At 70.9% G+C, this 21,030-nt stretch carries 18 protein-coding genes and 2 pseudogenes; 12 read left to right on the forward strand and 8 right to left on the reverse strand.

The genetic code is table 11. From position 1 onward, the window contains the following. Positions 1-266: 266 nt before the first annotated feature. On the forward strand, positions 267-1,418 hold the full coding sequence (locus ACFUK0_RS21145) for a serine hydrolase domain-containing protein (protein WP_380252470.1): 1,152 nt from the start codon (positions 267-269) through the stop codon (positions 1,416-1,418). Between the two features lie 82 nt (positions 1,419-1,500). Here the strand turns inward: ACFUK0_RS21145 and ACFUK0_RS21150 are convergent. Next, positions 1,501-1,876: pseudogene (locus tag ACFUK0_RS21150) on the reverse strand (darcynin family protein). A gap of 93 nt (positions 1,877-1,969) precedes the next feature. Next, entirely contained in the window at positions 1,970-2,149 is a 180-nt protein-coding gene (locus ACFUK0_RS21155) for a hypothetical protein (RefSeq protein ID WP_380252401.1), read from the reverse strand. Positions 2,150-2,220: 71 nt separating this feature from the next. Here ACFUK0_RS21155 and ACFUK0_RS21160 point away from each other — a divergent pair. From ACFUK0_RS21160 to ACFUK0_RS21175, 4 genes and pseudogenes are all read left to right on the forward strand, one after another. After that, positions 2,221-2,657: pseudogene (locus tag ACFUK0_RS21160) on the forward strand (LysR substrate-binding domain-containing protein); the annotation flags it as partial. 613 nt (positions 2,658-3,270) lie between these two features. After that, positions 3,271-4,830, forward strand: coding sequence for an alpha-L-arabinofuranosidase B (locus ACFUK0_RS21165; RefSeq protein ID WP_380252403.1), 1,560 nt, complete (start codon positions 3,271-3,273; stop codon positions 4,828-4,830). Between the two features lie 150 nt (positions 4,831-4,980). Continuing rightward, positions 4,981-5,748, forward strand: coding sequence for a DUF6215 domain-containing protein (locus ACFUK0_RS21170; RefSeq protein ID WP_380252405.1), 768 nt, complete (start codon positions 4,981-4,983; stop codon positions 5,746-5,748). A gap of 157 nt (positions 5,749-5,905) precedes the next feature. Beyond that, on the forward strand, positions 5,906-6,574 hold the full coding sequence (locus ACFUK0_RS21175; RefSeq protein WP_380252406.1) for a hypothetical protein: 669 nt from the start codon (positions 5,906-5,908) through the stop codon (positions 6,572-6,574). Between the two features lie 76 nt (positions 6,575-6,650). Here ACFUK0_RS21175 and fdxA read toward each other — a convergent pair whose 3' ends face one another. Next, positions 6,651-7,007, reverse strand: coding sequence for a ferredoxin (gene fdxA, locus ACFUK0_RS21180; RefSeq protein ID WP_380252408.1), 357 nt, complete (start codon positions 7,005-7,007; stop codon positions 6,651-6,653). Between the two features lie 94 nt (positions 7,008-7,101). Here fdxA and soxR point away from each other — a divergent pair, with 94 nt between their 5' ends. Further along, a complete protein-coding gene (gene soxR / locus ACFUK0_RS21185) occupies positions 7,102-7,566 on the forward strand; it encodes a redox-sensitive transcriptional activator SoxR (RefSeq protein ID WP_380252410.1) in 465 nt (154 codons plus the stop codon). Positions 7,567-7,702: 136 nt separating this feature from the next. Here soxR and ACFUK0_RS21190 read toward each other — a convergent pair whose 3' ends face one another. From ACFUK0_RS21190 to ACFUK0_RS21210, 5 genes are all read right to left on the reverse strand, one after another. Then, positions 7,703-8,257 carry an RICIN domain-containing protein gene (locus ACFUK0_RS21190; RefSeq protein WP_380252412.1) on the reverse strand — a complete coding sequence of 185 codons (555 nt, stop codon included), beginning with the start codon at positions 8,255-8,257 and terminating at the stop codon, positions 7,703-7,705. A 320-nt stretch (positions 8,258-8,577) separates the two neighbouring features. Beyond that, positions 8,578-9,114, reverse strand: coding sequence for a hypothetical protein (locus tag ACFUK0_RS21195; protein WP_380252414.1), 537 nt, complete (start codon positions 9,112-9,114; stop codon positions 8,578-8,580). A gap of 139 nt (positions 9,115-9,253) precedes the next feature. Then, complete coding sequence (locus ACFUK0_RS21200) at positions 9,254-9,886, reverse strand: GNAT family N-acetyltransferase (RefSeq protein ID WP_380252416.1); 633 nt, start codon at positions 9,884-9,886, stop codon at positions 9,254-9,256. 192 nt (positions 9,887-10,078) lie between these two features. Then, positions 10,079-10,582 (reverse strand): GNAT family N-acetyltransferase, encoded by a 504-nt coding sequence (locus ACFUK0_RS21205; protein ID WP_380252472.1) that lies wholly within the window; start codon positions 10,580-10,582, stop codon positions 10,079-10,081. Between the two features lie 82 nt (positions 10,583-10,664). Further along, a complete protein-coding gene (locus ACFUK0_RS21210) occupies positions 10,665-11,018 on the reverse strand; it encodes an ArsR/SmtB family transcription factor (RefSeq protein WP_380252418.1) in 354 nt (117 codons plus the stop codon). Positions 11,019-11,141: 123 nt separating this feature from the next. Here ACFUK0_RS21210 and ACFUK0_RS21215 point away from each other — a divergent pair, with 123 nt between their 5' ends. From ACFUK0_RS21215 to ACFUK0_RS21240, 6 genes are all read left to right on the forward strand, one after another. Continuing rightward, positions 11,142-12,512: an NAD(P)-binding domain-containing protein gene (locus ACFUK0_RS21215; RefSeq protein WP_380252420.1), complete on the forward strand. Its 1,371-nt coding sequence runs from the start codon at positions 11,142-11,144 to the stop codon at positions 12,510-12,512. 838 nt (positions 12,513-13,350) lie between these two features. Continuing rightward, entirely contained in the window at positions 13,351-14,562 is a 1,212-nt protein-coding gene (locus tag ACFUK0_RS21220; protein ID WP_380252422.1) for an MFS transporter, read from the forward strand. A 166-nt stretch (positions 14,563-14,728) separates the two neighbouring features. Then, positions 14,729-16,042: a diaminopimelate decarboxylase gene (gene lysA / locus ACFUK0_RS21225; protein WP_380252424.1), complete on the forward strand. Its 1,314-nt coding sequence runs from the start codon at positions 14,729-14,731 to the stop codon at positions 16,040-16,042. Between the two features lie 137 nt (positions 16,043-16,179). After that, positions 16,180-17,919: an NAD(P)/FAD-dependent oxidoreductase gene (locus tag ACFUK0_RS21230; RefSeq protein ID WP_380252426.1), complete on the forward strand. Its 1,740-nt coding sequence runs from the start codon at positions 16,180-16,182 to the stop codon at positions 17,917-17,919. A 180-nt stretch (positions 17,920-18,099) separates the two neighbouring features. Then, the gene (locus ACFUK0_RS21235) at positions 18,100-18,354 is read left to right on the forward strand and encodes a hypothetical protein (protein WP_380252428.1); all 255 of its coding nucleotides are present in this window, start codon (positions 18,100-18,102) and stop codon (positions 18,352-18,354) included. A 971-nt stretch (positions 18,355-19,325) separates the two neighbouring features. After that, positions 19,326-21,030, forward strand: a 1,705-nt coding sequence (locus ACFUK0_RS21240; RefSeq protein ID WP_380252430.1) for an alpha-amylase family protein, incomplete at its 3' end; no start/stop codon positions are given.

Below are 21,030 nucleotides of genomic sequence, written 5' to 3' on the forward strand. Positions count from 1 at the left end.
CTGTGAGGCGGCGGCGGCCCGGATCCGCAGGGTGATACCGAGGCCGGTCGGGCTGCGGGCGGCACGGGTGCGTACCGGCAACGATCCCGACGGACCCGGATCCGGATCCGGGGGTGTTGCGCCGATCGGGCGCGGGGGTGTTGCCCCGGGCAGGTGACGGTTCCGGCCGGTCGGCGGCGGCCGGGGCGCGGCAGGTGGTGCGGTGGGGCGGGCGGTGTCCGTACCGCCCCGTCCGCCGGCCCCGCCCCCAGGAGCTCCCCGTGCCGCTGCCCCGTCCGCGCCTTCGCCCGCTGCTCGCCGTACTGGCGGCCGCCTCCGTGCTCGGCCTGGCCCCCGCCCCCGCGCAGGCCGGCCAGGCACACGACGACTCCCGGCTGCAGCGGCGCCTGGAGGAGCTGGTCGCCCGGCCGGACGGCCCGCCCGGGGTCATCGCCGTGCTGCGCCACGGTCCGCACCAGGAGGTGCTGCGGGCAGGAGTGGCCGAGGTGGGGAGCGGCCGGCCGCCGCTGCCGACCGACCACATGCGCATCGCCAGTGCGGCCAAGGCCTTCAGCGGGGCGGTGGCGCTCGGCCTGGTCGACCGCGGTCTGCTCGGCCTGGACGACACGCTGGCCCAGCGCCTGCCCGAGCTGCCCGCCGCCTGGGGCTCGGTGACGTTGCGTCAGCTGCTCAACCACACCAGCGGGCTGCCGGACTACAGCGCCTCGTCGGAGTTCCGCACGATCATCCAGGCCGACCCGCACCACCGCTTCGACTCCCGCCGCCTGCTCGACTTCGTCGCCGGCCAGGCGCTGGAGTTTACCCCGGGCTCGCGGTACGCGTACTCGAACTCCGACAACATCGCGGTCGCCCTGATGGCCGAGGCCGCCTCGGGCCGCCGCTACGAGGACCTGCTGCGCACGGTGGTCTACCGTCCGCTCGGGCTGCGGGAGACCAGCCTTCCGCAGGGCTACCGCCTGCCCCGGCCGTACCTGCACGGCTACGCCGTCCAGCCTCCCGCCGCGCCCGAGGACGTCAGCACGCAGTTCGGTGCCTCCGGGGCCTGGGCCTCCGGCGGGATCGTCTCCACCCCGGACGACCTGGCGAAGTTCGCCGGCGGGTACGCCGGCGGCCGGCTGATCGGGCCCGCCGTCCGCCGGCAGCAGCTCACCTTCGTCGACGGCGCCTCCGAGCCCGCCGGGCCCGGCCGCAACGAGGCCGGGCTGGCGATCTTCCGCTACACGACCCGCTGCGGTGTGGTCTACGGCCACACCGGCAACACGGCCGGCTACACCCAGTTGGCGGTGGGCACCCCCGACGGCAGCCGTTCGCTGGCCTTCTCGGTCACCTCGCAGGTGAACCAGAGTGGCGCTCCGGAGCTGCTGGCCGAACTCCGTGACATCCAGGAGGACTTCGTCTGCGCGTTGCTGAAGGGCTGAGCCGGCTGCCCGGCCGGCCGGGCCTGCCGAGGGCCGGATGATCGCCTGCGGCACGGTGCGAGCCCGCTGCGCCTCGGGCGGGTCAGGTGGTGATGGTGGCCACGGGTCGAGGCCGTAGGTGCGGGCGTAGCCGTTCTCGGTGCCGACGAGGAGGTCGACGATCTCGAAGTAGCGCTCCCAGAAGGGAGTTTCGCGCAACGCGTCGATGAGGAGCCGGTAGGCGTGTGGTCGTCGGCCTCCCAGACCCGGACGTCGGTGACGCGCGCGGAGTAGAACTCGGTGTCGTAGAAGCGTGACCGGACGCCGGTGATCCGGGCCTGGATCGCGGGCAGCACCTGAGTGGTGAAGGCCTCGACGCGTTGCTGGACGGTCAGGGCGAGCCACTCGGGTGTGGTCTTGACGAGGATGAACGCCGTGACCGGGAGTTCGGTCGTCCCAGCGGGCGACAGGGTGGGCATCAGGGGCCTCCGAAAGTGGCGGGTGGTCGTGACGCGCCGGACCACGGTGCGTCCCGGCGGCGGAAGGTGGGCTTCAGGAGAGGACGGCGACCTTCAGGAGAGGACCGCGGGCTTGAGGATCCGGGCGCACCACTGCTCGAAGCCGGTGGGGGAGGCGGCGCCGGGGGTGCGGGCGACGCCGGCGTCCAGGCCCTCGTCCTTGGCGCGCTTCATGTCGGCGATGCCCTGGACGAATACCTCGTTCAGGCCGTGGCCGACCAGCGTGGCGTGCAACTCGTCGAGCGGCCGGCGCTCGTAGCGGACGGGCCGGCCGAGCTTTCGGTCATGATGCGGACCAGGTCGCCGGACTGCTGCTCCTCGCCGAGCAGGAGGCGCCCGGGGTCGCATTCCGGCTCCGGGCCGAGGAGTTGGAGGCCGGCCCCGCCCTGCGCGACGGCAGGATCGACCTGGAGGTCGGGTCCATCGACCACGTGGACCCCGAAACGGGGGTCGAGGAACTGGTCAGCCTCCGCATGGTGGCGGCCGTCCGGCCCGGCCATCCGCTGACCGAGGGACCGCTGACCCCGGCCCGGCTCGCCGCCGCCCGGCACGTCGCGGTCAGCCGCCGCTCACCGGTGACGCCGTCGCCCTCGGGCTGCACCTCCTGGACATCCCCCTGACGCTGCCGCCCGTGACCGTCGGCATGGCCTGGCACCCCCGGCACGCGGCCGACAGGGCCCACCACTGGCTCCGCAACGCCGTCCGCCGGACCCTCCGCACACCCGCGAGCCCGACCGCGTGATCTGATCCGAGGAGCATCGAACAACCGTGCGTGCAGGCGGACTTCGCGAGAGTTGGGAGAAACCCTTGCCACCCCCACTGCGGCGGTTTAGCGTTTGTGCCAATCGAGCACCCACCCCCTTGCTCGACATCACGTCAGTTTGTTAGCGCTAACAAAGATGCTCCGGGAGCCAGCCGGATCACCGCACCCGGTTCGGCCTGCCCGGTGACCCGGCGACCGCCTGTGGCACGGCGCCGTCGTCGTCACGACCGCAGCACCGCCCCCACAGCCGTCGGACGGATCCCGTCCGCCTGACGGTGCACCAAGTGAGCGCTCAGCCCTGCTCCGCGGTGGGCCGGCCGCCGTTCGCGCCCTCGGTGGGCGCGGCTTCCGTTCGGGCGGCGGCCGAAGGGCCTTCGACCCGTGCAACGACGCGTCCCTCGCGAGCCACCGCGCTCCCTGCTGCCTTCTCCACGCCCGCCGCGCTCCCTGCTGCCTTCTCCATCCCCTACCGCACCCCGTAGGCCCGGTCGACGCTGCCGCCACGACGCCCGGCCGATCCGGACACGGCGCCGATCCGAGCCACTCGCTGGTTCGGGGAGCTCGGAAATCACCCCAGGAATCGAGGAGAGAAATGCAACGACTCCGGTCCGTCCTGCGACGGCGTGCCGCCGCGCTGACGGCGGCCTTCGCCGCCGTGCTCGTCGCGGGGGCCCTCGCGGGCACCTCCGTCTCGCAGGCCGCGACGTCCCAGCCCTGCGACCTCTACGCCGCGGGCGGCACCCCGTGCGTCGCCGCGCACAGCACCACCCGTGCCCTGTACGGCACTTACAGCGGGGCGCTCTACCAGGTGCGCCGCGCCTCGGACAACGCCACCCGCGACATCGGGGTCATCGGTGCGGGCGGATACGCCAACGCCGCCACCCAGGACTCGTTCTGTGCCGGAACGAGCTGCGTCATCACGGTCATCTACGACCAGACCGGCCGGAACAACCGGCTCACCCAGGCACCCCCGGGCGGCTTCAACGGCCCGGCCGCAGGCGGCTACGACAAGCTCGCCAACGCCGCGATGGCGCCGGTCACCCTCAACGGCAACCGCGCGTACGGCGTCTTCGTCTCCCCGGGAACCGGCTACCGCAACAACGCGACCAACGGGATCGCGACCGGTGACCAGCCCGAGGGCATGTACGCCCTCTTCGACGGCACGCACTACAACGAGGGCTGCTGCTTCGACTACGGCAACGCCGAGACCAACAGCCGCGACAACGGCAACGGGACCATGGAGACGATCTACTTCGGCAACAGCCGGGGCTGGGGATCCGGCGCCGGCAACGGCCCCTGGGTGATGGCCGACCTGGAGAACGGCCTGTTCTCCGGAGTCAACAGCGGCTACAACGCGAACGACCCCACCGTGAACCACCGCTTCCTCACCGCGATCGTCAAGGGCGAGCCGAACCACTGGGCCATCCGCGCCGGAAACGCACAGTCCGGCGGACTCTCCACCTACTACAACGGGGCCCGCCCCAACGCCGCCGGCTACAACCCGATGAAGAAGGAGGGCGCGATCATCCTCGGCATCGGCGGCGACAACAGCAACAGCTCCGCCGGCACCTTCTACGAGGGCGTCATGACCTCCGGCTATCCCACGGACGCCACCGAGAACGCCGTCCAGGCGAACATCGTCGCGGCGGGCTACGCGCAGGGCTCGGGCGGCGGCGCCGCCCTCAACACCGGTTCGACGATCTCGCTCCGGGCGACCACCGCCTGCTGCACCACCAACTACCTCAGCCACTCCGGTACGGGCGTCGCCACCGCGCCCGTGGACTCCGCCAGTTCGGCGACCGTCAAGGCCAACGCCTCCTGGATCGTCCGGCCCGGCCTGGCCAACACGGCCTGCCGCTCCTTCGAGTCGAAGAACACGCCGGGCAGCTACCTGCGGCACCAGAACTTCCAGCTCTACCTGCACCCCAACGACGGCAGCGTCCTGTTCGCCGAGGACGCCACCTTCTGCTCGCAGGCCGGCGTGAACGGCCAGGGCAACTCGCTGATCTCCTACAACTTCGCCGACCGCTACATCCGCCACTACGCCAACACCGGCTACGTCGCCTCCAACGGTGGCTCCAACACCTTCGACGCCACGGCCCTCTGGCCCGACGACGTCAGCTGGGCTGTCGCCGCCCCCTGGACCCCCTGACCCCGAGGCGCAGGCGGCCGTCCCCAGGGACGGCCGCGTCGTCCGGACACCCGGCTTCCCGCGGCGCCCGGACGGCTCGCCGACCGCCACCAGCGGGCGTGCCGGTAACTCCTGTGCATTCGAACAGACCGTCGGATATCGTTCCGCCCCGTGATTGATCAGCAGGGTACGAAGCTGCCGGCCGAGCCCGCCGGCGAGCCGGGCAGGGAACCAGGTCCACGGGCGGGTGCCCAGGTGGTGACGGCCTTGGCGTTGGGCGGGGTGCTGGTCGCCGGGCTCCTGCTGATGCAGCGCCGGCAGGAGGCCGCCGACGAGCCCGCCCCGGCGGCGGCCTGCAAGGCGGCGACGGCCGAGGACTCCCCGAGGTACCCGGCGCTCTGTGCCGCGTTGAACACACCCGAGCTGCCGGTACTCGTCGGGGCACCCCTGGACCGGGTGTCGGTCGCCGGGCCGGGTTTCGCGTCGAGCTGGACCGGCGCGGACGGCACCAAGCAGGTCGTCCACTCCGCCGAGGTCCAGATCGGCGGGATCTCCGTGCGCCTCACGGACGACGAGGACATGGACGTGACCGATTTCGAGATCCTGGGCTCCGCGCCGCACCACCGCGCCCCGGTGCTCGGCCACCTCAGCACCACCTACGAGATGAACACCATCGGCTTCAGCTTCTCGCTCGGCGGTGGCAGCTCCACCTCGCGCGCGCCGAGCGGGGTCGCGCACAACCTCGTGATCGGCAAGTACCCGAACGGGCGCGGCGGTTTTTGCGAGCTCGCGATCTGGCGCCAGGACGCCGGAACCCCGGACGACGCAAGCCTGTACCGGATCGCCGAAGCGGTACTGCCGACACTGCCGGGATGGGTCGCGGACACCGCCGCCCCGAGCGCTCCGCCTGCCGCCCCGTCACCCGGCCAAGTTCCTTAGAGCCGAAGACCTTTGCCCTGCTCCCGTCCGTTCGTGCGGGGCCCCGGCCGGGCGGGCCCGACGCCGTCTGAAACATGATCGGGATATTTTCCGCACGAGCCGGTGATCAAGCGGGCCATACGATGAAGGCCTTCGACACAAGGAAGTTGGCACATTCATGCGCTCGCGAATCGCCCTCACTGCACTCGCGGTCACCGCACTCGCGGTCACGGCCACCGCCTGCGACCCGGAGGGCAGTGACCAGGCCTCCGGCGCCGGTCCCGCTCCGACGACCGCAGCCGTCGCATCCACCGCTCCTCCGGCCGCTGCGCCCACGAAGGCCGCGCCCACGGCTGCGGCGTCCACGGCCGCCACGTCGGCCACCCCGGCCAAGTCGGCGAAGCCCACGGCGACCTCCACCGCCGGCTCGGGCGACAAGTCCGGCTACGGCCAGGCCTGCGGCGCCAACGACCTCACCTTCAGCGCGAAAATGGAGACCCAGGCCGGCGGCTACATCCTCATCTCCGCCAAGGCCAAGGCCGGCATCACCTGCGTCCTGCCCGGCGAGCACCCCGTCATCGCCTTCGGTTCGGGCGGCATCGAGGCCACCAACGCCGAGCAGGCCGTCGGCCAGCCGATCACGCTCACCGGCTCCGCGGTCGCCTACGCGGGGGTCAACCCGAAGAGCACCAACAACGACCAGGTCATCCAGTTCACCGACGTCATCATCGGCATCGGCAATCCGGATCCGGACCCCGCGAGCATTCCTGTCGGCGCCGTCAACGTCGACAAGCCGGTCGTCACCAACTGGCACACCAGCGCGAAGGACGCCGTTCCCGGCGTCTGATCCCCCCGCCCGCCGGGCCGCGGGGTGATGCGTCCCGGGTTCCGGTTGTCGGAGACGAACAGAGCTCCGCCGTCCGTCAGCTCCCGGAAGGCGGATCCACGACGGTGGCGGTGCCGGCGGCCTGGGGCGGCAGCGCCGCCACGACCGGATGGTCCCGTCCGATCGGACCGAGCTTCGCGCTGCCGCCGGGGGCGCCGAGGCCGGCGAAGAACTCGGCGTTCACGGCGGTGAAGTGCTGCCACTCCTCCGGGGTGTCGTCCTCGTAGAAGATCGCTTCGACGGGGCACACCGGCTCGCAGGCGCCGCAGTCGAGGCACTCGTCCGGTTGGACGTAGAGCATGCGCTCTCCCTCGTAGATGCAGTCGACAGGGCACTCCTCGATGCATGCCTTGTCCTTGACGTCCACACAGGGCAAGGCGATCACAAACGTCATCGAACTGCCGTCCTCTCCGGGTCGTTGCTGCTGCCGTCCTGGCGCAGCCGACCGTATGACCTCAAGTAACCTTGAGGTCAACAGGAGGCACTGCATGAGGAGCTACCGCTCCGGCGACGCCCGGGCGACCCCGGACGACTGGCTGAGCATCGGAGAGGTGAGCGCCCGGACCGGGGCGGCCGTCTCCGCCTTGCGGTTCTACGAGGAACTCGGTCTGATCGCGTCCGAACGCGACGACCGCAACCAGCGGCGCTACCCACGGCACATGCTGCGCCGGGTCGCGCTGGTCTCGGTGGCGAAACGGATCGGCATCCCGTTGCAGGACCTCCGGGAGGCGTTCGCCGATGTGCCGCTCGACCGTCCGCCGAGTCACCAGGAGTGGCAGCGCGCCTCGCGTGGCTGGAGGCGTCGGCTGGAGGAACGACGGCAGACCATCGAGCGGCTGGAGGCCGAGCTCACGGGATGCATCGGCTGCGGATGTCTCTCGATGAAGGCATGCGCTCTGCTGAACCCCGGTGACTCGCTCGCCGGGGACGGTGTCGGGCCCCGACGGCTGTGAGCGGCGGACCGCCGTGTCGGCCGCCGGAGTGTGCGGCGCAGCCGCCGTGCAGGCACGGGGACGGTGACCACACCTCCGGTCCTCGGGCTCGGCGACGGTGTGCTCGATCACGGCCCGCCGTCGTCCGGGAAGCCGTTCAGAAGTCGACCCGGGGCTGGTTGCCGATCCAGCTCTGGTTGGTGCCCCCGTTCGCGCCCCAGGTGACGATCGGAGTGCCGTCGGCGGGGTCGGAGCCCGGTACGTCGAGGACCAGCCCGACGGCGCTGCCCAGTTGGGAGATCGAGGGGTTGTTGACGCCGGGTATGCTCCAGCGCTGGTTGTAAGACCTCAGGCCGCAGTCCCACTGGATCACCTGGGTGCCCCACACCGTGCTTGCCCCGGGGACGTCCAGGCACTTCGAGCTGTTCCTGTTGCTCAGGACGTTGTTGCTGTTCGCGAACCACAGCTGGTTGGCGCCCCCGTGGCAGGTCCACTGGCGGACGGGAGCGCCGTTGTCGGTGCGCCAGTCGGCGACCTCTAGGCACTTGCCGGTCGCCAGGTTGCGCAGTTCGAAGGGGGCGGTGAAATGGGGGATCTGCTCGGCGCGGGCGACGTCCGGGGCGGCCATCGGAAGGGCGGTGGCGAGGCCGGCGGTGAGGGCGAGCAGAGCGGCGTGGGTGCGGTGCCTTCGGGTGGGGGCAGGATCGTTCACGGTCGTCCTCCTGAGCAGCGGCGGGTGGTGCGCTCGGCCGGGCGTGCGGGGAGGCGGAGCCCGGACTCCCCAGCGGCGTCGAGGTGTTGGACTGCCACGTCCTCGAAAAGGTTGTGCGGATCCTGCGGTTGATTCGCTCGGGGGTTGTGCTGTCTCCCGGTGCGCCGGCCTGACCGCGATGTGACCAGGAGTGCCGCGGGGCACGTGATCTGACGGTGTGACGGTTTGGGTGAACGGCACTCGGACGCGACGGTACGGCCGCCGTGACCGGCCGTACCGCGTTCGCCGCGCCGGTGCGCCGGCGGCCCCGTCCGAGGGCTCTAGCCGATGTACGCGAGCGGGACGAAGCCTCCCCCGGTGCCCGTCAGCAGGGCGACCACCTTCAGGGCGCCGGTGGCCAGGTCGATCCGCAGGACTTCATGGCGCCTGGGGTTACCCAGCTTGTCGGCGTTCTGGTGGATGGTCGTGTAGGCCGCGTGCCCGTCGGGGGTGACCACGAAGGTCTCGTCCTGGGCGCCCCGGGTGCCGCTGATCGCCTCGGGGTCGGTGGCGATCCTGCGGAGGGTGTACCGGGGTGCAGCGGGGTCGGAGACGTCGAGGGTAGCGAGCGAGATCTCGTCGCCGCTGACGGTGAGGACCTGGTCGTTCCCCACGAAGGCCTTCGGGTTGAGCGTACGGCCGTCGTCGTTGACCGCGACCGGGTTGGTCTCCAGGGTGGCCACCGGCCCGACGCGCACCTTGTGCTGGTCGTCGACGAAGGCGGCGAGCGAGCCGTCGGCCTTCGCCACGGCGCGCTCCGCCGTGGCGGTCCCCACCATCCGCCCGCCGAGGAAGGCCACCCGGTCGGGCACCTGCACGCCGACGGGTGCGTCCAGGAACCGCTCCCCGGTCCCGTTCCGCTGCCTGGACAGGTTGGCTGCGGACTCCCACGACGGTCTCGGGGCCGACGGACGCTCTCCGGCTGACCGCGGCCGAGGGATCCTCGTGGGCATGCGGTCAGGAGGCGACGGGCTGGTAGACGTACCCGCTCAGCGGTGAGAGGACCTTCCAGCCGAGAGCCTCGTAGAGCGCCCGGCCCTGGACGGTCGCGCCCAGGATGCCTGCGGACACCCCGCTTTCGACGGCAGCGTCGGTGAGTGCGCCCATCACCGTCGTCCCGAGGCCGAGGCGCTGGTGGGCCGGTTCGGTGACGATCTGGTCGAAGACGCAGGCGGTGTCCGTCAGTCCGGCCTGGCCACTCGCGGCGAGTTCGCCGTCGGCGCCCAGGACGCGGACGGAGGTCACGCCGTCGGCGGTCTCGACGGTGGTGGTGTAGCCGTCCGGTGCGGGCGCGCGCGACGGGCGCAGATCGGCGGCCATCAGGAAGCAGGGAACGGTGGGTTCCCAGTCGGACGAGAACCAGGGATCCATGTCGCCCGGCGGGAGCAGTGCCTTGATGCAGGTGGTGGGTTCGGTGATCGTGCCGATGAGTTCGCGGGCGATCGCGGTGTCGGTGCCGAGCAGGACGTGACGGACCGTCTGGGCCGGCTGTCCGACCTCGATCCGCAGCCCCCAGGGCACGTCGACCGGCTTGGGCAGCCGCCGGGACACGGCCCATCCCTCGGCCCACGACCGTGCAGTCTCCGACATTTCAGCCACTCCGGGGACACCTCTGCCGACATGAGACGAGGGTCCGTGGCCGGTGGGTGAGGACTGACTTGGATCCCTCGCAACCGCACTGTACGGGACGGAAGATGACCTGCTGAAGGCTTTCCCGCACCTGGCGCCTTGGCGCCTTGGCGGCGAGGGGACCGCCTGTCGGGGCCGCAGGGTGGGCGCCGTTCAGCCGACGGACGGGCTGCGGCGTTCGATCAGCAGTACGTCGCGCCAGGTGCCGTGGTGGCGGGCGACGCGTTCGCGGGTGCCGATCACCCGGAACCCGGCGCGGGCGTGGAGGGCGAGGCTGGCGGTGTTCTCCGGGAAGACACCGGACTGGATGGTCCAGATCCCGGCGGCCTCGGTGGAGGCGATCAGTGCCCGGAGCAGCGCGGCGGCCACTCCCCGGCCGCGCGCATCGGGGTGGACGTAGACGGAGTGCTCGACCACGCCCGCGTACGCGGGCCGGGCCGAGACCGCACTCACCGCGGCCCAGCCCAGTACCCTGCCGACCGCCCCTTCGCCGGTTTCCCTCTCTTTGGCCGACCCCAGTGCGACGTGCCGGTGCGCCGGCAGCCGGGCCGTGTCGAAGGCCGCCCAGGCGGGGGCGGCGGTCTCGAAGGTGGCGTTGCCCTCCTCGATGCCCGCCCGGTAGATCGCGAGCACCTGTTCGGCGTGCTCGGGGCCCATCGGGACGAGGGTGACGACAGCGCGGGCCAACGGGGCTCCTCGGGGGCGGGTCGGTGGGCCAGTAGGTCCGTGGCTCAGTGGGTCAGTGGTTCAGGTCGAGCAGAGCCGACATGCCCGCCACCACGGACGGCGCGACCCGGTAGTAGACCCAGGTGCCCCTGCGCTCACTGGTCAGCAGCCCGGCCTCGCGCAGCTTCTTCAGGTGGTGGGAGACGGTCGGCTGGGACACCCCGACGTCCTGGATGTCGCACACGCACGCCTCCCCGCCCGGATGTGAGGCGATCTTCGAGAACAGCCGCAGCCTCACCGGGTCGGACAGTGCCTTGAACATCGCGGCCATCCGCACCGCGTCCTCGGCGGAGAGCTCCGCCGAGGTGAGCGGCGGGCAGCACGGCACGGTCTCGGGCTCCAGGACCGTCAACTCCAGATTCGACATATGTCTATGTTGACATCCATCGATCCCGGGTGGCAAGGTCGAGATCGTCAGCACATAGATACTTGTCGAATCAGGCGGGCGGCGGAATCGGGCCGTCCCGCTCATCCCGAAGGGACCGCCGCCATGTCCGAAGCCTCCGACCTGCCCGTCCTCGTCATCGGTGCCGGCCCGATCGGGCTCGCCGCCGCCGCCCATCTCACCGAGCGAGGCCTGAACGCCCTGGTGCTCGAAGCGGGCCCGGCGGCCGCCGTCGCGGTGCGCGAGTGGGGTCACGTGCGGCTGTTCTCCCCGTGGGCGGAACTCGTCGACCCGGCCGCCGAGAAGATCCTCGCCCCCACCGGCTGGGCCCGCCCGGACGGCGCGGCCTACCCGTCCGGGGCCGACTGGGCCGAGCTGTACCTGCAGCCGCTCGCCGACGCTCTGGGCGAGAGGGTCCGCTACAACGCCCGGGTGACCGGCGTGGCCCGGGCGGGCCGTGACCGCGTGGTCGACGCAGGCCGTGCGGACCAGCCCTTCACCGTCCACGTCACGCACGCCGACGGCCAGGAGGAGCGCATCACGGCGGCCGTGGTCATCGACGCCTCCGGCACCTGGTCCACCCCGAGTCCGCTCGGTGCCGACGGCCTGCCCGCCATCGGTGAGAGCGCCCGGGCCGCGCGCATCTCCTACCGCGTCCCCGACCTGAAGGACCCTGCCGTCCGCGCCCGCTACGCGGGCCGGCGCACCGCCGTCGTCGGCTCGGGTGCCTCCGCCTTCACCGCGCTCGCCGCGCTGGCCGGCCTCGCCGTGCAGGAGGCAGGCACCCATGCGGTCTGGATCCTGCGCCGGGGCATCAGCGGCTCGACCTTCGGCGGCGGCAGCGCCGACCAGCTGCCCGCCCGCGGCGCACTCGGGCAGGCCGCGAAGGCTGCCGTCGACGACGGCCACGCCGGTGCCGTCACCGGCTTCCGCACCGCCGCCGTGGAGCAGACCGGCGACCGGCTCGCGCTGGTCTCCGAGGACGGCCGCCGCGTCGGGGAGCTGGACGAGATCATCGTCCTGACCGGCCTGCGTCCCGACCTGTCCTTCCTCGCCGAGCTGCGGCTCGGGCTGGACGACCGCCTCCAGGCCCCGGCGGCCCTCGCCCCGCTGATCGACCCCAACCAGCACTCCTGCGGCACCGTCTACCCGCACGGCGTCAGGGAGCTCTCCCACCCGGAGCAGGGCGTCCACCTGGTCGGCATGAAGTCCTACGGTCGTGCCCCCACCTTCCTCGCGATGACCGGCTACGAGCAGGTCCGCTCGATCGCCGCCGCCCTCGCCGGCGACCTGGAGGCGGCGGAGCGCGTCGAACTCACCCTGCCGGAGACCGGAGTGTGCGGCGGCGCCGGCCTCTTCGACGAACCCGCCGCCGACCAGCCGGCCGCAGGCGGCTGCTGCGCCGTGCCCGCCGCACCCGAGGTGCTGAGCATCGGCCTGGGAGCGCCGGCCCCGTCCGCGACCGGCGGCTGCTGACCCGGCTCCGGTGTCCACCACCCGGCTGCCGCGTTCTGCATTTCCCCTTCCTTTACCCTGATTCGCTGTCATCGGCCTTACTGTGTACGGGTACTGACGATTTCCGTCCCCGCCGGAGGGCCTGTCCCGACCGTGTTCGCTCCGGTCGGGGCAGGCCCTCGCCCAGCACCCCGGCGGACGCACTCCCTGCCCCTCCTGTCCTGCCGCTCGCGGCCTGCGGGTGCGGCAGCGCGGTCGGCCGACGGGCGCCGGCCGGGCCGGGACGCGCGATCCGGCCCGGGAGTCCTCCGCATTCGTGCAGGACAACTCGCTGTATTCCGGCGTGAAGGGGTGCCAAGGGCCCATCTCGCTGGTCGAGAACGCGGAAGTCCCTCCTTGACAGTGATCCACCTCTGCGTAGGGTGGTCATCACGCCGAGTGAGATGCGCCGGGGATATCGAATACTCCCGAGAGCTACCGCGTCGGTGCCTGGTCAATGGTGATCGGGCGTTGTGGGGACATTTTCGCCGGGGGATGAATCCGAGGGGATGGGTACGGTGGTGCGGAGGGACCCGCACCGTCGTGGCGCACGCTGGTGGCGCGGGGGCGCCTTCTGCTTTTTGACGAAATTCGCGGTCCGATGCCACGGCCCTGGTGGCCGGCTTGATGCGATGCACTTCCTCGCACCGGGAAACTGCGGCGACACGTGTATCGCGGCCTCCTCGCGACCTTTTCGTGGTCGGCGGGGAAGTTCGGCCTGCACAGAAAAATAGCAGTCGATCCTGATCAGGGGGTGTGCTGTCGCGCGCCCGGGATGTGGATTCGTGCCGGTAATACGACCGAAAGCGACAGAACTCTGATGCATGCGACCTCGTTGTCGGTCGGGTCCGACTCGAAGCCGAAACTGTTCACCACGCCCTGGTGGTGGCGCTGGGCGCTCGGCACGTGCTTTGCCAGGCTGGCCGAGCCCATGGCGACGCTGGCTCTCATCAGCCTGGGCACCTTTGCCAGCGGATATTCCTACGGGGCGTTCCTGGTGAGCGTGTACGCCTTCACCGGCGCGCTGACGGCGACCACTGCCGGCAGGCTGATCGACCGCGCCGCCCGCCCGCGCCGCCTGGTCGCGGTCATGACGTTGTCATCGTTCCTCCTGCACGTCGCCCTGGCCGCCTTCGGAACCTTCCGCCTCTCCCTGGTTCTGATCACCGTGACCACCGCGCTGTGCGCCGCGCTGCCAGGGGGGATTCCCGGCCTCTCGCGCTCGGTGCTCGTCAAGTACGCCGATCCGCGTCTGCGGAACCTGGCGTTCTCGTGGGACTCGATCATGACGGAGGCCGCCTGGATACTGGGGCCGGTCGTCATCGCGGGTCTGGCCCTGTTCGATCTCCCCTGGGTGGAGGTCGTGGCCATGGCCGTCACGTTCCTCGGCGTCCAACTCTTCCTCGGCCCGCTGGTGGGGGAGGGGAGGGGCACGACCCTGCCGGACGTCGCGGAGACCGCACCCCGTTCCCTGTGGTCGTACCGCGCGGCCTGGCCCGGCCTGGTCGACTCCGTCTCGGTCGGCATGGCGGTGACGGGGATCGTCTCGGTACTTCCCGTCCTGCTGCCGAGGACCGGGGCCTCACCCGCCTGGTCCGGAATCCTCGTCAGTCTTCTGGCCGGCACCGGGATCGCCGGAACCCTCTGCTACGGGAAGGCGGCGGGGCGGATTCGGCTGCACATCACCGTCCAGTCGCTGCTCACGCTCATCGGTGTGCTCACCTCCGTGGTCGCCCTGGCATTCAGTGACAGCGCGCTGTCGGTCGCCGTGTGGGTCGGAGTGTCGGGGTTCTTCATCACCCCTTTCAACACGCAGCGATCGATAAGCCTTGAAGCCAGCATCCCGGCCGCTCTGCACACCCAGGGATTCTCGGCGCAGTTCGCCCTGTTCGGATTGGGGTCCGCGATCAGCGCCGGAATTCTCGCACTGATCGGCGGTATCACCGCGGCGCTGCTCGCCATTGCGGGGTCCGCTCTCCTCATCTCGGCCGCGACCCACGCGGCTGTGCGGAAGGAAATCTTCAAAAAATAGACCGGGGTGGAGTCTGCGCACGTCGCGGGCGCCACTGAATCCTCCTTGGGATTCTTCCGGGGCAGGGCCGGCGGGCGAGGCGATCTGTGCCGCGATCCACGCTCGACGAAATGAAACCCTCCGATAGTCAGGCGAGGAAACATTGCATAATTACGGTACGCAGACTGTGAACAGTCGTGGGCATCTGGAGATCGGGGGATGCGATGTGCTGGATCTGGCGAATACGTACGGAACACCGGTCTATGTGATCGACGAGTCCGCTGTCCGTGACAGGTGCCGTTCCTATGTCCGGGCGTTCGGCTCGGAATGGCCGCAGGTGGATATCGCCTACGCGTCCAAGGCGTTTCTGGTGGGCGAGATGGTGCGCCTCGCCACGGAGGAAGGCCTCAGTCTCGATGTCGTGTCGGCGGGTGAACTGCGCCTCGCGCTCTGGGCCGGTGCGTCACCCTCGAAGATCACGTTCCACGGCAACTACAAGACCCGTGAGGACATCGAGCTCGCGGTGGGCAGCGAGGTCCGGTCCCTGGTGATCGACTGCCTGGACGAGATCGACCTGATAGACCGTCAGGCCCGTGCGTACGGACACGTCCAGGCCGTCGACATCCGCCTCAACCTCGGGATCGACATCCACACCGACCCCAAGTACACGACGGGCAGCCTGGAGTCGAAGTTCGGACTGCAGATCCGGAGTGGCGACGCGGCGGCCGCCGTCGCGAGGGTACTCGAACGGGACCACCTGCGGCTCCGCGGCCTGCACTTCCACCTCGGTGCCCAGGTGCTGGACACGAAGTTCCACCGGCAGGCCCTGAGCGAGCTGGGCGAGTTCATCCGGGCGGTCACCGCCGGCACGTCGTGGAAGCCGGAGAGCATCACCGCGGGCGGTGGGATGGGGGTCAACTACGACGGGGTCTCCTCCCCGCCCTCCCCCGAGGACTGGGCGCGGGACATGATCTCCGTGTTCGGCGAGCAGGTCGCGCCCTACTGCGCACCGGACGTGGTGTTCGGGGTCGAGCCGGGCAGGTCGGTGATCGCCGAGGCGGGGACCACGCTGTACACCGTCGGTCCGACGAAGAGGAGCGGTGCCCGCCGGCTCGTGTCCGTCGACGGCGGGCTCTCGGACAACCCGAGGCCGATCATGTACCAGTCGGTGCACAACGTCGTACTCCCGTCGAATCCCGAACTGCGGGACGCGGAACTGCACGAGGCGACGATCTTCGGTCGGCACTGCGAGACGGACAAGCTGATCGACAGCGTCCAGCTCCCCGATCTGGCGCCCGGCGAGGTGCTGGCCGTTCAGTGCACGGGTGCCTACACGCACTCGATGTTCAACCAGCACAACAGGTTCGACAAGCCGCCCGTCGTCTTCGTCAGCGACGGCCGGGCCAGGCTCGTCGTCCGCAGGGAACAGTTCTCGGACACCATCCTGACCGAGATGCCGAGCACGGCCGCCGGCTCGTCCGACCGACATGGGGAGAAGTAGTGCGCTTTCTTGTCACCGTCCCGGTTTCCCCCGCCGTGTCCGAGTCACTGGCGGGGAGCGGCGTCCAATGCCATGCGGATCTGCATGCTGCGGACGACGGCACGCTCGCGGGTGCGCTGAGCGGGACATGCCCGCAGGTGCTGGTCACCGATCGCCCGGTCGGCCGGGAGGTTCTGCGCCTCTGGCGTGAGGCGATGCCCGAGAAGCCGATCGCCGTCGTTCGGCTCACGGAGCCGCACGGCACCCTCAGGCGCCTTCCGACCATGTACGGGCGGCCGACCTCGGCGATCCTCCCGTTCGGAATTCCGATGTACACCGTCCCCCGGCAGCCCGGCTCCGGGGGCGGCGTCGACGAGGACGCGAGCCTGTACGAGGCGCTCGCCGTCGCCGAACGGTTCGCGCAGGACCGGGAGTTCGCACAGGACGGGGAGCAGCTCGTCGAGCCGTCCCAGACCCCGGTGCGATCGTCGGGCGCCCGGCCCGGGAGGGCGTCGGTCCTCATGGTCGGCGCCGGCGTCGTGAACCTGGTCACCGCGCAGTTGCTGCACGCCGAAGGCTATGAGGTCGCGATCGTCGACGCGGCACCCGACCCGAGGGCCGGGAAGCCCTGGGCCGCCTACGGCACCTCCCGCGGCGGTGGCAACGCGCGGATGTTCACCTACACCGAGATGGACGACTACCACGCCAAGTCGGCCGACGAGGTCGAGTGCATGACCCTCTTCGACCGTCCCCCCTCGCAGGCCGGCTGGGACGTCCGCCGCCACGAGGGCGAGGAGGACCGGCAGTGGGTGCAGGACTTCCGGCGTGTCCGGCCCTGGCTGGCCAGGGCGTACAACGGGGACATCCTCGGGCTGAACAGGCGGGCCGGCGAACTGTGGCAGACCTGGCTGCACACCCGGCCGCACCTGTTCGACGACGTGGACCTGCGGCACGACATCCTGCGCCTGTACCAGGACGGACCGCACCTGGAGGCCGCCCGTCACCGGCAGAACGCGGTGGGGGCCACCGTCGCCTCCTACCGGTCCGCCGAGGTGCGTGAGAGGTTCCCGGCACTGGCGCACGCTGCCCCGCACGCCTTCGCCGGCGGCATCGTCGTCGAGGGCTTCACGGTGAACGTGCACGACTTCATGGCCCGCCTGCTCGACGACCTGGAGGCGGGCGGGGTGCACCTGCGCTTCGACCTGCGGGTCGAGGAGATCATGAGGGACGAGCCGTCGGCGGTGACCGGGGTGCTGACCGGCGACGGCCCCCTGGTCTACGACCACTACGTGGTGTCGCCCGGTGTCGACAACGACGCCCTGCGCCGTCAGATCCCCTCGCTGCAGCAGGTGCAGGGCGTCCTCGGCTGCTGGGCCACGATCCCGAACGACACCCCCGCTCTCGAACACTCGCTGAAGGTGGCGCGGCGCGGCCATGTGGCGGAGGACGCGAACGTCACCGTCGGCCGTGACGAGTCCGGGGAGAGCGTCCTGATGATCGGCTCCGGCTACGGGTGGACCGGAAGCGATCCGCACAACATCGACGAGCGGAAGCTGGAGGACATCCACGCCGCCGTCGCGGACACGGTCGAGGTGCTGTTCCCCGACGCCTACGAGAGGATCGGCGGCCGCGACGGACTGCGCGGGACGCAGAAGCACTGCGTACGCCCGTGGACCGCCTCGAACCTCGGAATCTTCGAGACGAGCGCTGCCGGCAGCGGTGCCTTCGTCGTCACGGCCGGGCACAACACCGGCGGCTTCGCCCAGGCGCCCGTCATCGCCGAAGCGGTCTCCCACGCCCTGCGCGGCGTCGGCCACCCCATGCACACCCTCTACCATCCGCTCCGGACCCAGCGCGTGTTCAACGCGATGGCAGGGTCCGGAGGGGCGGCGCACTGAGGCGGGGCCGAGCGGGGCTGCGGTCCGCACGCCGGAGTGCCGCCCCGCGTCGCTGCCCCTGACGCCGCAGGGGTCGTGGCCCCGAGCCACGGGCAAAGGGCAACGGTAGTGACTGTCCGCGACCACCCGTCCGGTGGCCGTGACCGCGCGGGGTGCCGTGGCGGGTGCCAGCGTGGGGCCATGAACAAGAACAAGAGCAACAACAAGACCGCCCGTCTCATCGTCGTGACCGAGGACCACGCGGACCCCGCCCGCCTGGTGGTGGAGCTCAAGCCGTCCGACGGTTCCCCCAAGTCCCGTCGGCCGGTCCACGGCCAGGACGAGGTGGTCCGGTTCGCCCGCGAACACGGCGCCGACGAGAAGGCGATCGACTGGAACGGCCTTCAGGACCGCCTGCCTAGCCACAAGGCCAAGGCGGCAGCCACCCAGCGGTAACACCACGAATGTGCCGCGGCTCCCGGGTAGGACCACCGGGAGCCGCGGCACATTTCTGCGTGCCGTGCCGTGCGGTGTCCTACCGTGCCGTGCCGTGCCGTGCCTCGTGCGTGTGAGGCAACCTGCCCCCGGTCTCGCGCCACCGCAACCGGCAGGGGCTGCGCCCGTACGCCGCTGCCGAGGGGGAGACCGAGGCCTCCGGCACCGGTGCTCCACTCTCGCTCCTGGCAGGCCGTACCCCCAGGATCGCGATCGCGAGGAAGCCCCGGGCCGGCGGGAGCGTCGCAACGGTCGGCCGTCCCTCGGGCGCCGCGAGGAGGACGGCCGCCGTGCGGCCCGACGATCGGGGCCACCGCCGGGAACCGGCCGGGCCGGTTCGCCGCTCTGCCCGCCCGCGGGGGCGGCCGACACGGCGACTCGTCCGTCGGGCCGGCGCCGCCCACGCGCCCCCGCCGTGATCAGCGTTCAGCCCGCGTGGGCCGTTGCCCCCCCCGCGCGGAGCGGAGTCGCCCGTCGACGTCTCCTACCTGGCGAAAGGCCACTTGGGGGCCTGCCACCGCCGTGGTCGCACACCACGGGCTCACCCCGTCCGCCGCACTGGTTCGTCTGCGGGCGGAAGGCCGCGGTGGACGCTGTCCCGGCCCGATTCCCGGGATGACCGGGCGGCCGGGAGGGTCCGTGTCCGTTGCGCCCGAAGGCCGGCCAGGGCTTGCCGAGCCGACCGGGATGGCTGGTTTCCGCCTGTGCGCGAGGTATTGACGTTCGGCCAGGGCGGCCATAAGTTCGCATCGCCTTGCTGAAACTTTCAGCAACAATCTGCAGCGAGGCGGTATGCGCCGTATGTCTCAAGGGCTCTGGTGACCCACACGCCAGGCCCTCGGCTCCGTCGAGCGCCGTAGCCGTCACGCCGAGGCGAGCCGGTAGCGGCCCCCACCGCCGAGCAGCAGCCCTCCACCCAAGGGAGTCCGTTGGTGTCGTACCTGATCCGGCAGTCCAGACCTGCCCCCACACCCCGTCCCGTCTTCGCGGCACGTTCGCGGCGCGGCCCGGTCGGCCTGCTCGCCGCGGGCGCGCTGCTGGCCGGCGCCATCCTGCCGATCGCCTTCCAGAGCAGCGCGCAGGCCGCCGCCACGCCGAACGGCGGCGACGTGATCGCCAACCTCTTCGAGTGGAACTGGAACTCCGTCGCCACCGAGTGCACCACCGTGCTCGGCCCCAAGGGCTACGGCGCCGTCCAGGTCGCCCCGCCGGCCGACTCGATCAAGCTGAACGGTGCCCACCCCTGGTGGGAGGTCTACCAGCCCGTCTCGTACGGCCTCAACAGCCGGATGGGCACCGAGGCGCAGTTCAAGTCGATGGTGACGGCCTGTCACAACGCCGGTGTGAAGGTCTACGCCGACGCGGTGATCAACCACACCGCCGGCGTGAACCAGACCAGCACCAGCTCCTACGGCGGGTCCAGCTTCAACACGTCGAGCTACACGTACAGCAACATCCCGTACAGCCGCGCCGACTTCCACGGCTCCCCGCCCTGCCCGAACGCGGACCTGAGCATCACCGACTGGAACAACGTCACCCAGGTCCAGGAGTGCCAGCTGGTCTCCCTGTCCGACGTGAACACCGAGTCGGACTACGTCCGCGGCAAGGTCGCCGGCTACCTGAACAGCCTGGTCGACGCCGGTGTGGACGGCTTCCGCGTCGACACCGCCAAGCACATCGCCCAGACCGACATGACCAACATCCTCTCCCGGGTGCACGACACCACCTGGGGCGGACGGCCCTACGTCTACCAGGAGATCTTCCCGGGCGGCAGCGGCCAGCTCGCCGCCGCCGCGTTCGAGGGCAACGGCAGCGTGCTGGAGTTCACCTACGCCTCCAAGCTCTCGCAGCAGTTCAACGGCAACATCGCCAACCTCAAGACCTTCGGCCAGAGCTGGGGCCTGGAGCCGAGCGACAAGTCCGCGGTCATGGTGACCAACCACGACCTGGAGCGCGACCAGACCACGCTGACGTACAACAGCGGCGCCAAGTACAACCTGGCCCACATCTTCGAACTCGCCTGGAACTACGGCACTCCGCAGGTCTACTCCGGCTTCCGCTACAACGACAAGGACGACTCGCCGCCGGCCGACGCCAACGGCTACGTCACCGACGTCAACTGCACCAACAACACCTGGACCTGCACCGATCGCAACCAGGGCATCGCCAACATGGTCGGCTGGCACAACGCCGCCAAGGGCCAGGCCGTGGCCAACTGGTGGGACAACGGCAACAACACCATCGCGTTCAGCCGCGGTGACAAGGCCTGGGTGGCGATCAACAACAGCTCCGCCGCCGTCACCCAGAGCTTCACCACCGGCCTCGCCGCCGGCACCTACTGCGACGTCATCCACGGTGACCTCACCGCCACCGGTGCCTGCACCGGCAGCACCGTGACCGTCGACAGCGCCGGCAAGGCCACCGTCACCGTCAACGCCGGCGACTCCGTCGCCCTGCGCACCGGCGTGGGCGGCGTGACGCCCAGCCCGAGCAGCACCCCGTCCGGCAGCGCGACGGCCAGCCCGTCCGCGACCGCCACGACGCCCAGCGGCACGACCGTGTTCTACAGCACCAACAAGAACTGGGCCGCCTACAACCTGCACTACGCCCCGACCGGTGGTGCCTGGACGACGGTGC

This window comes from Kitasatospora sp. NPDC057223, from assembly GCF_042669755.1.
Taxonomy (GTDB): Bacteria; Actinomycetota; Actinomycetes; order Streptomycetales; family Streptomycetaceae; genus Kitasatospora.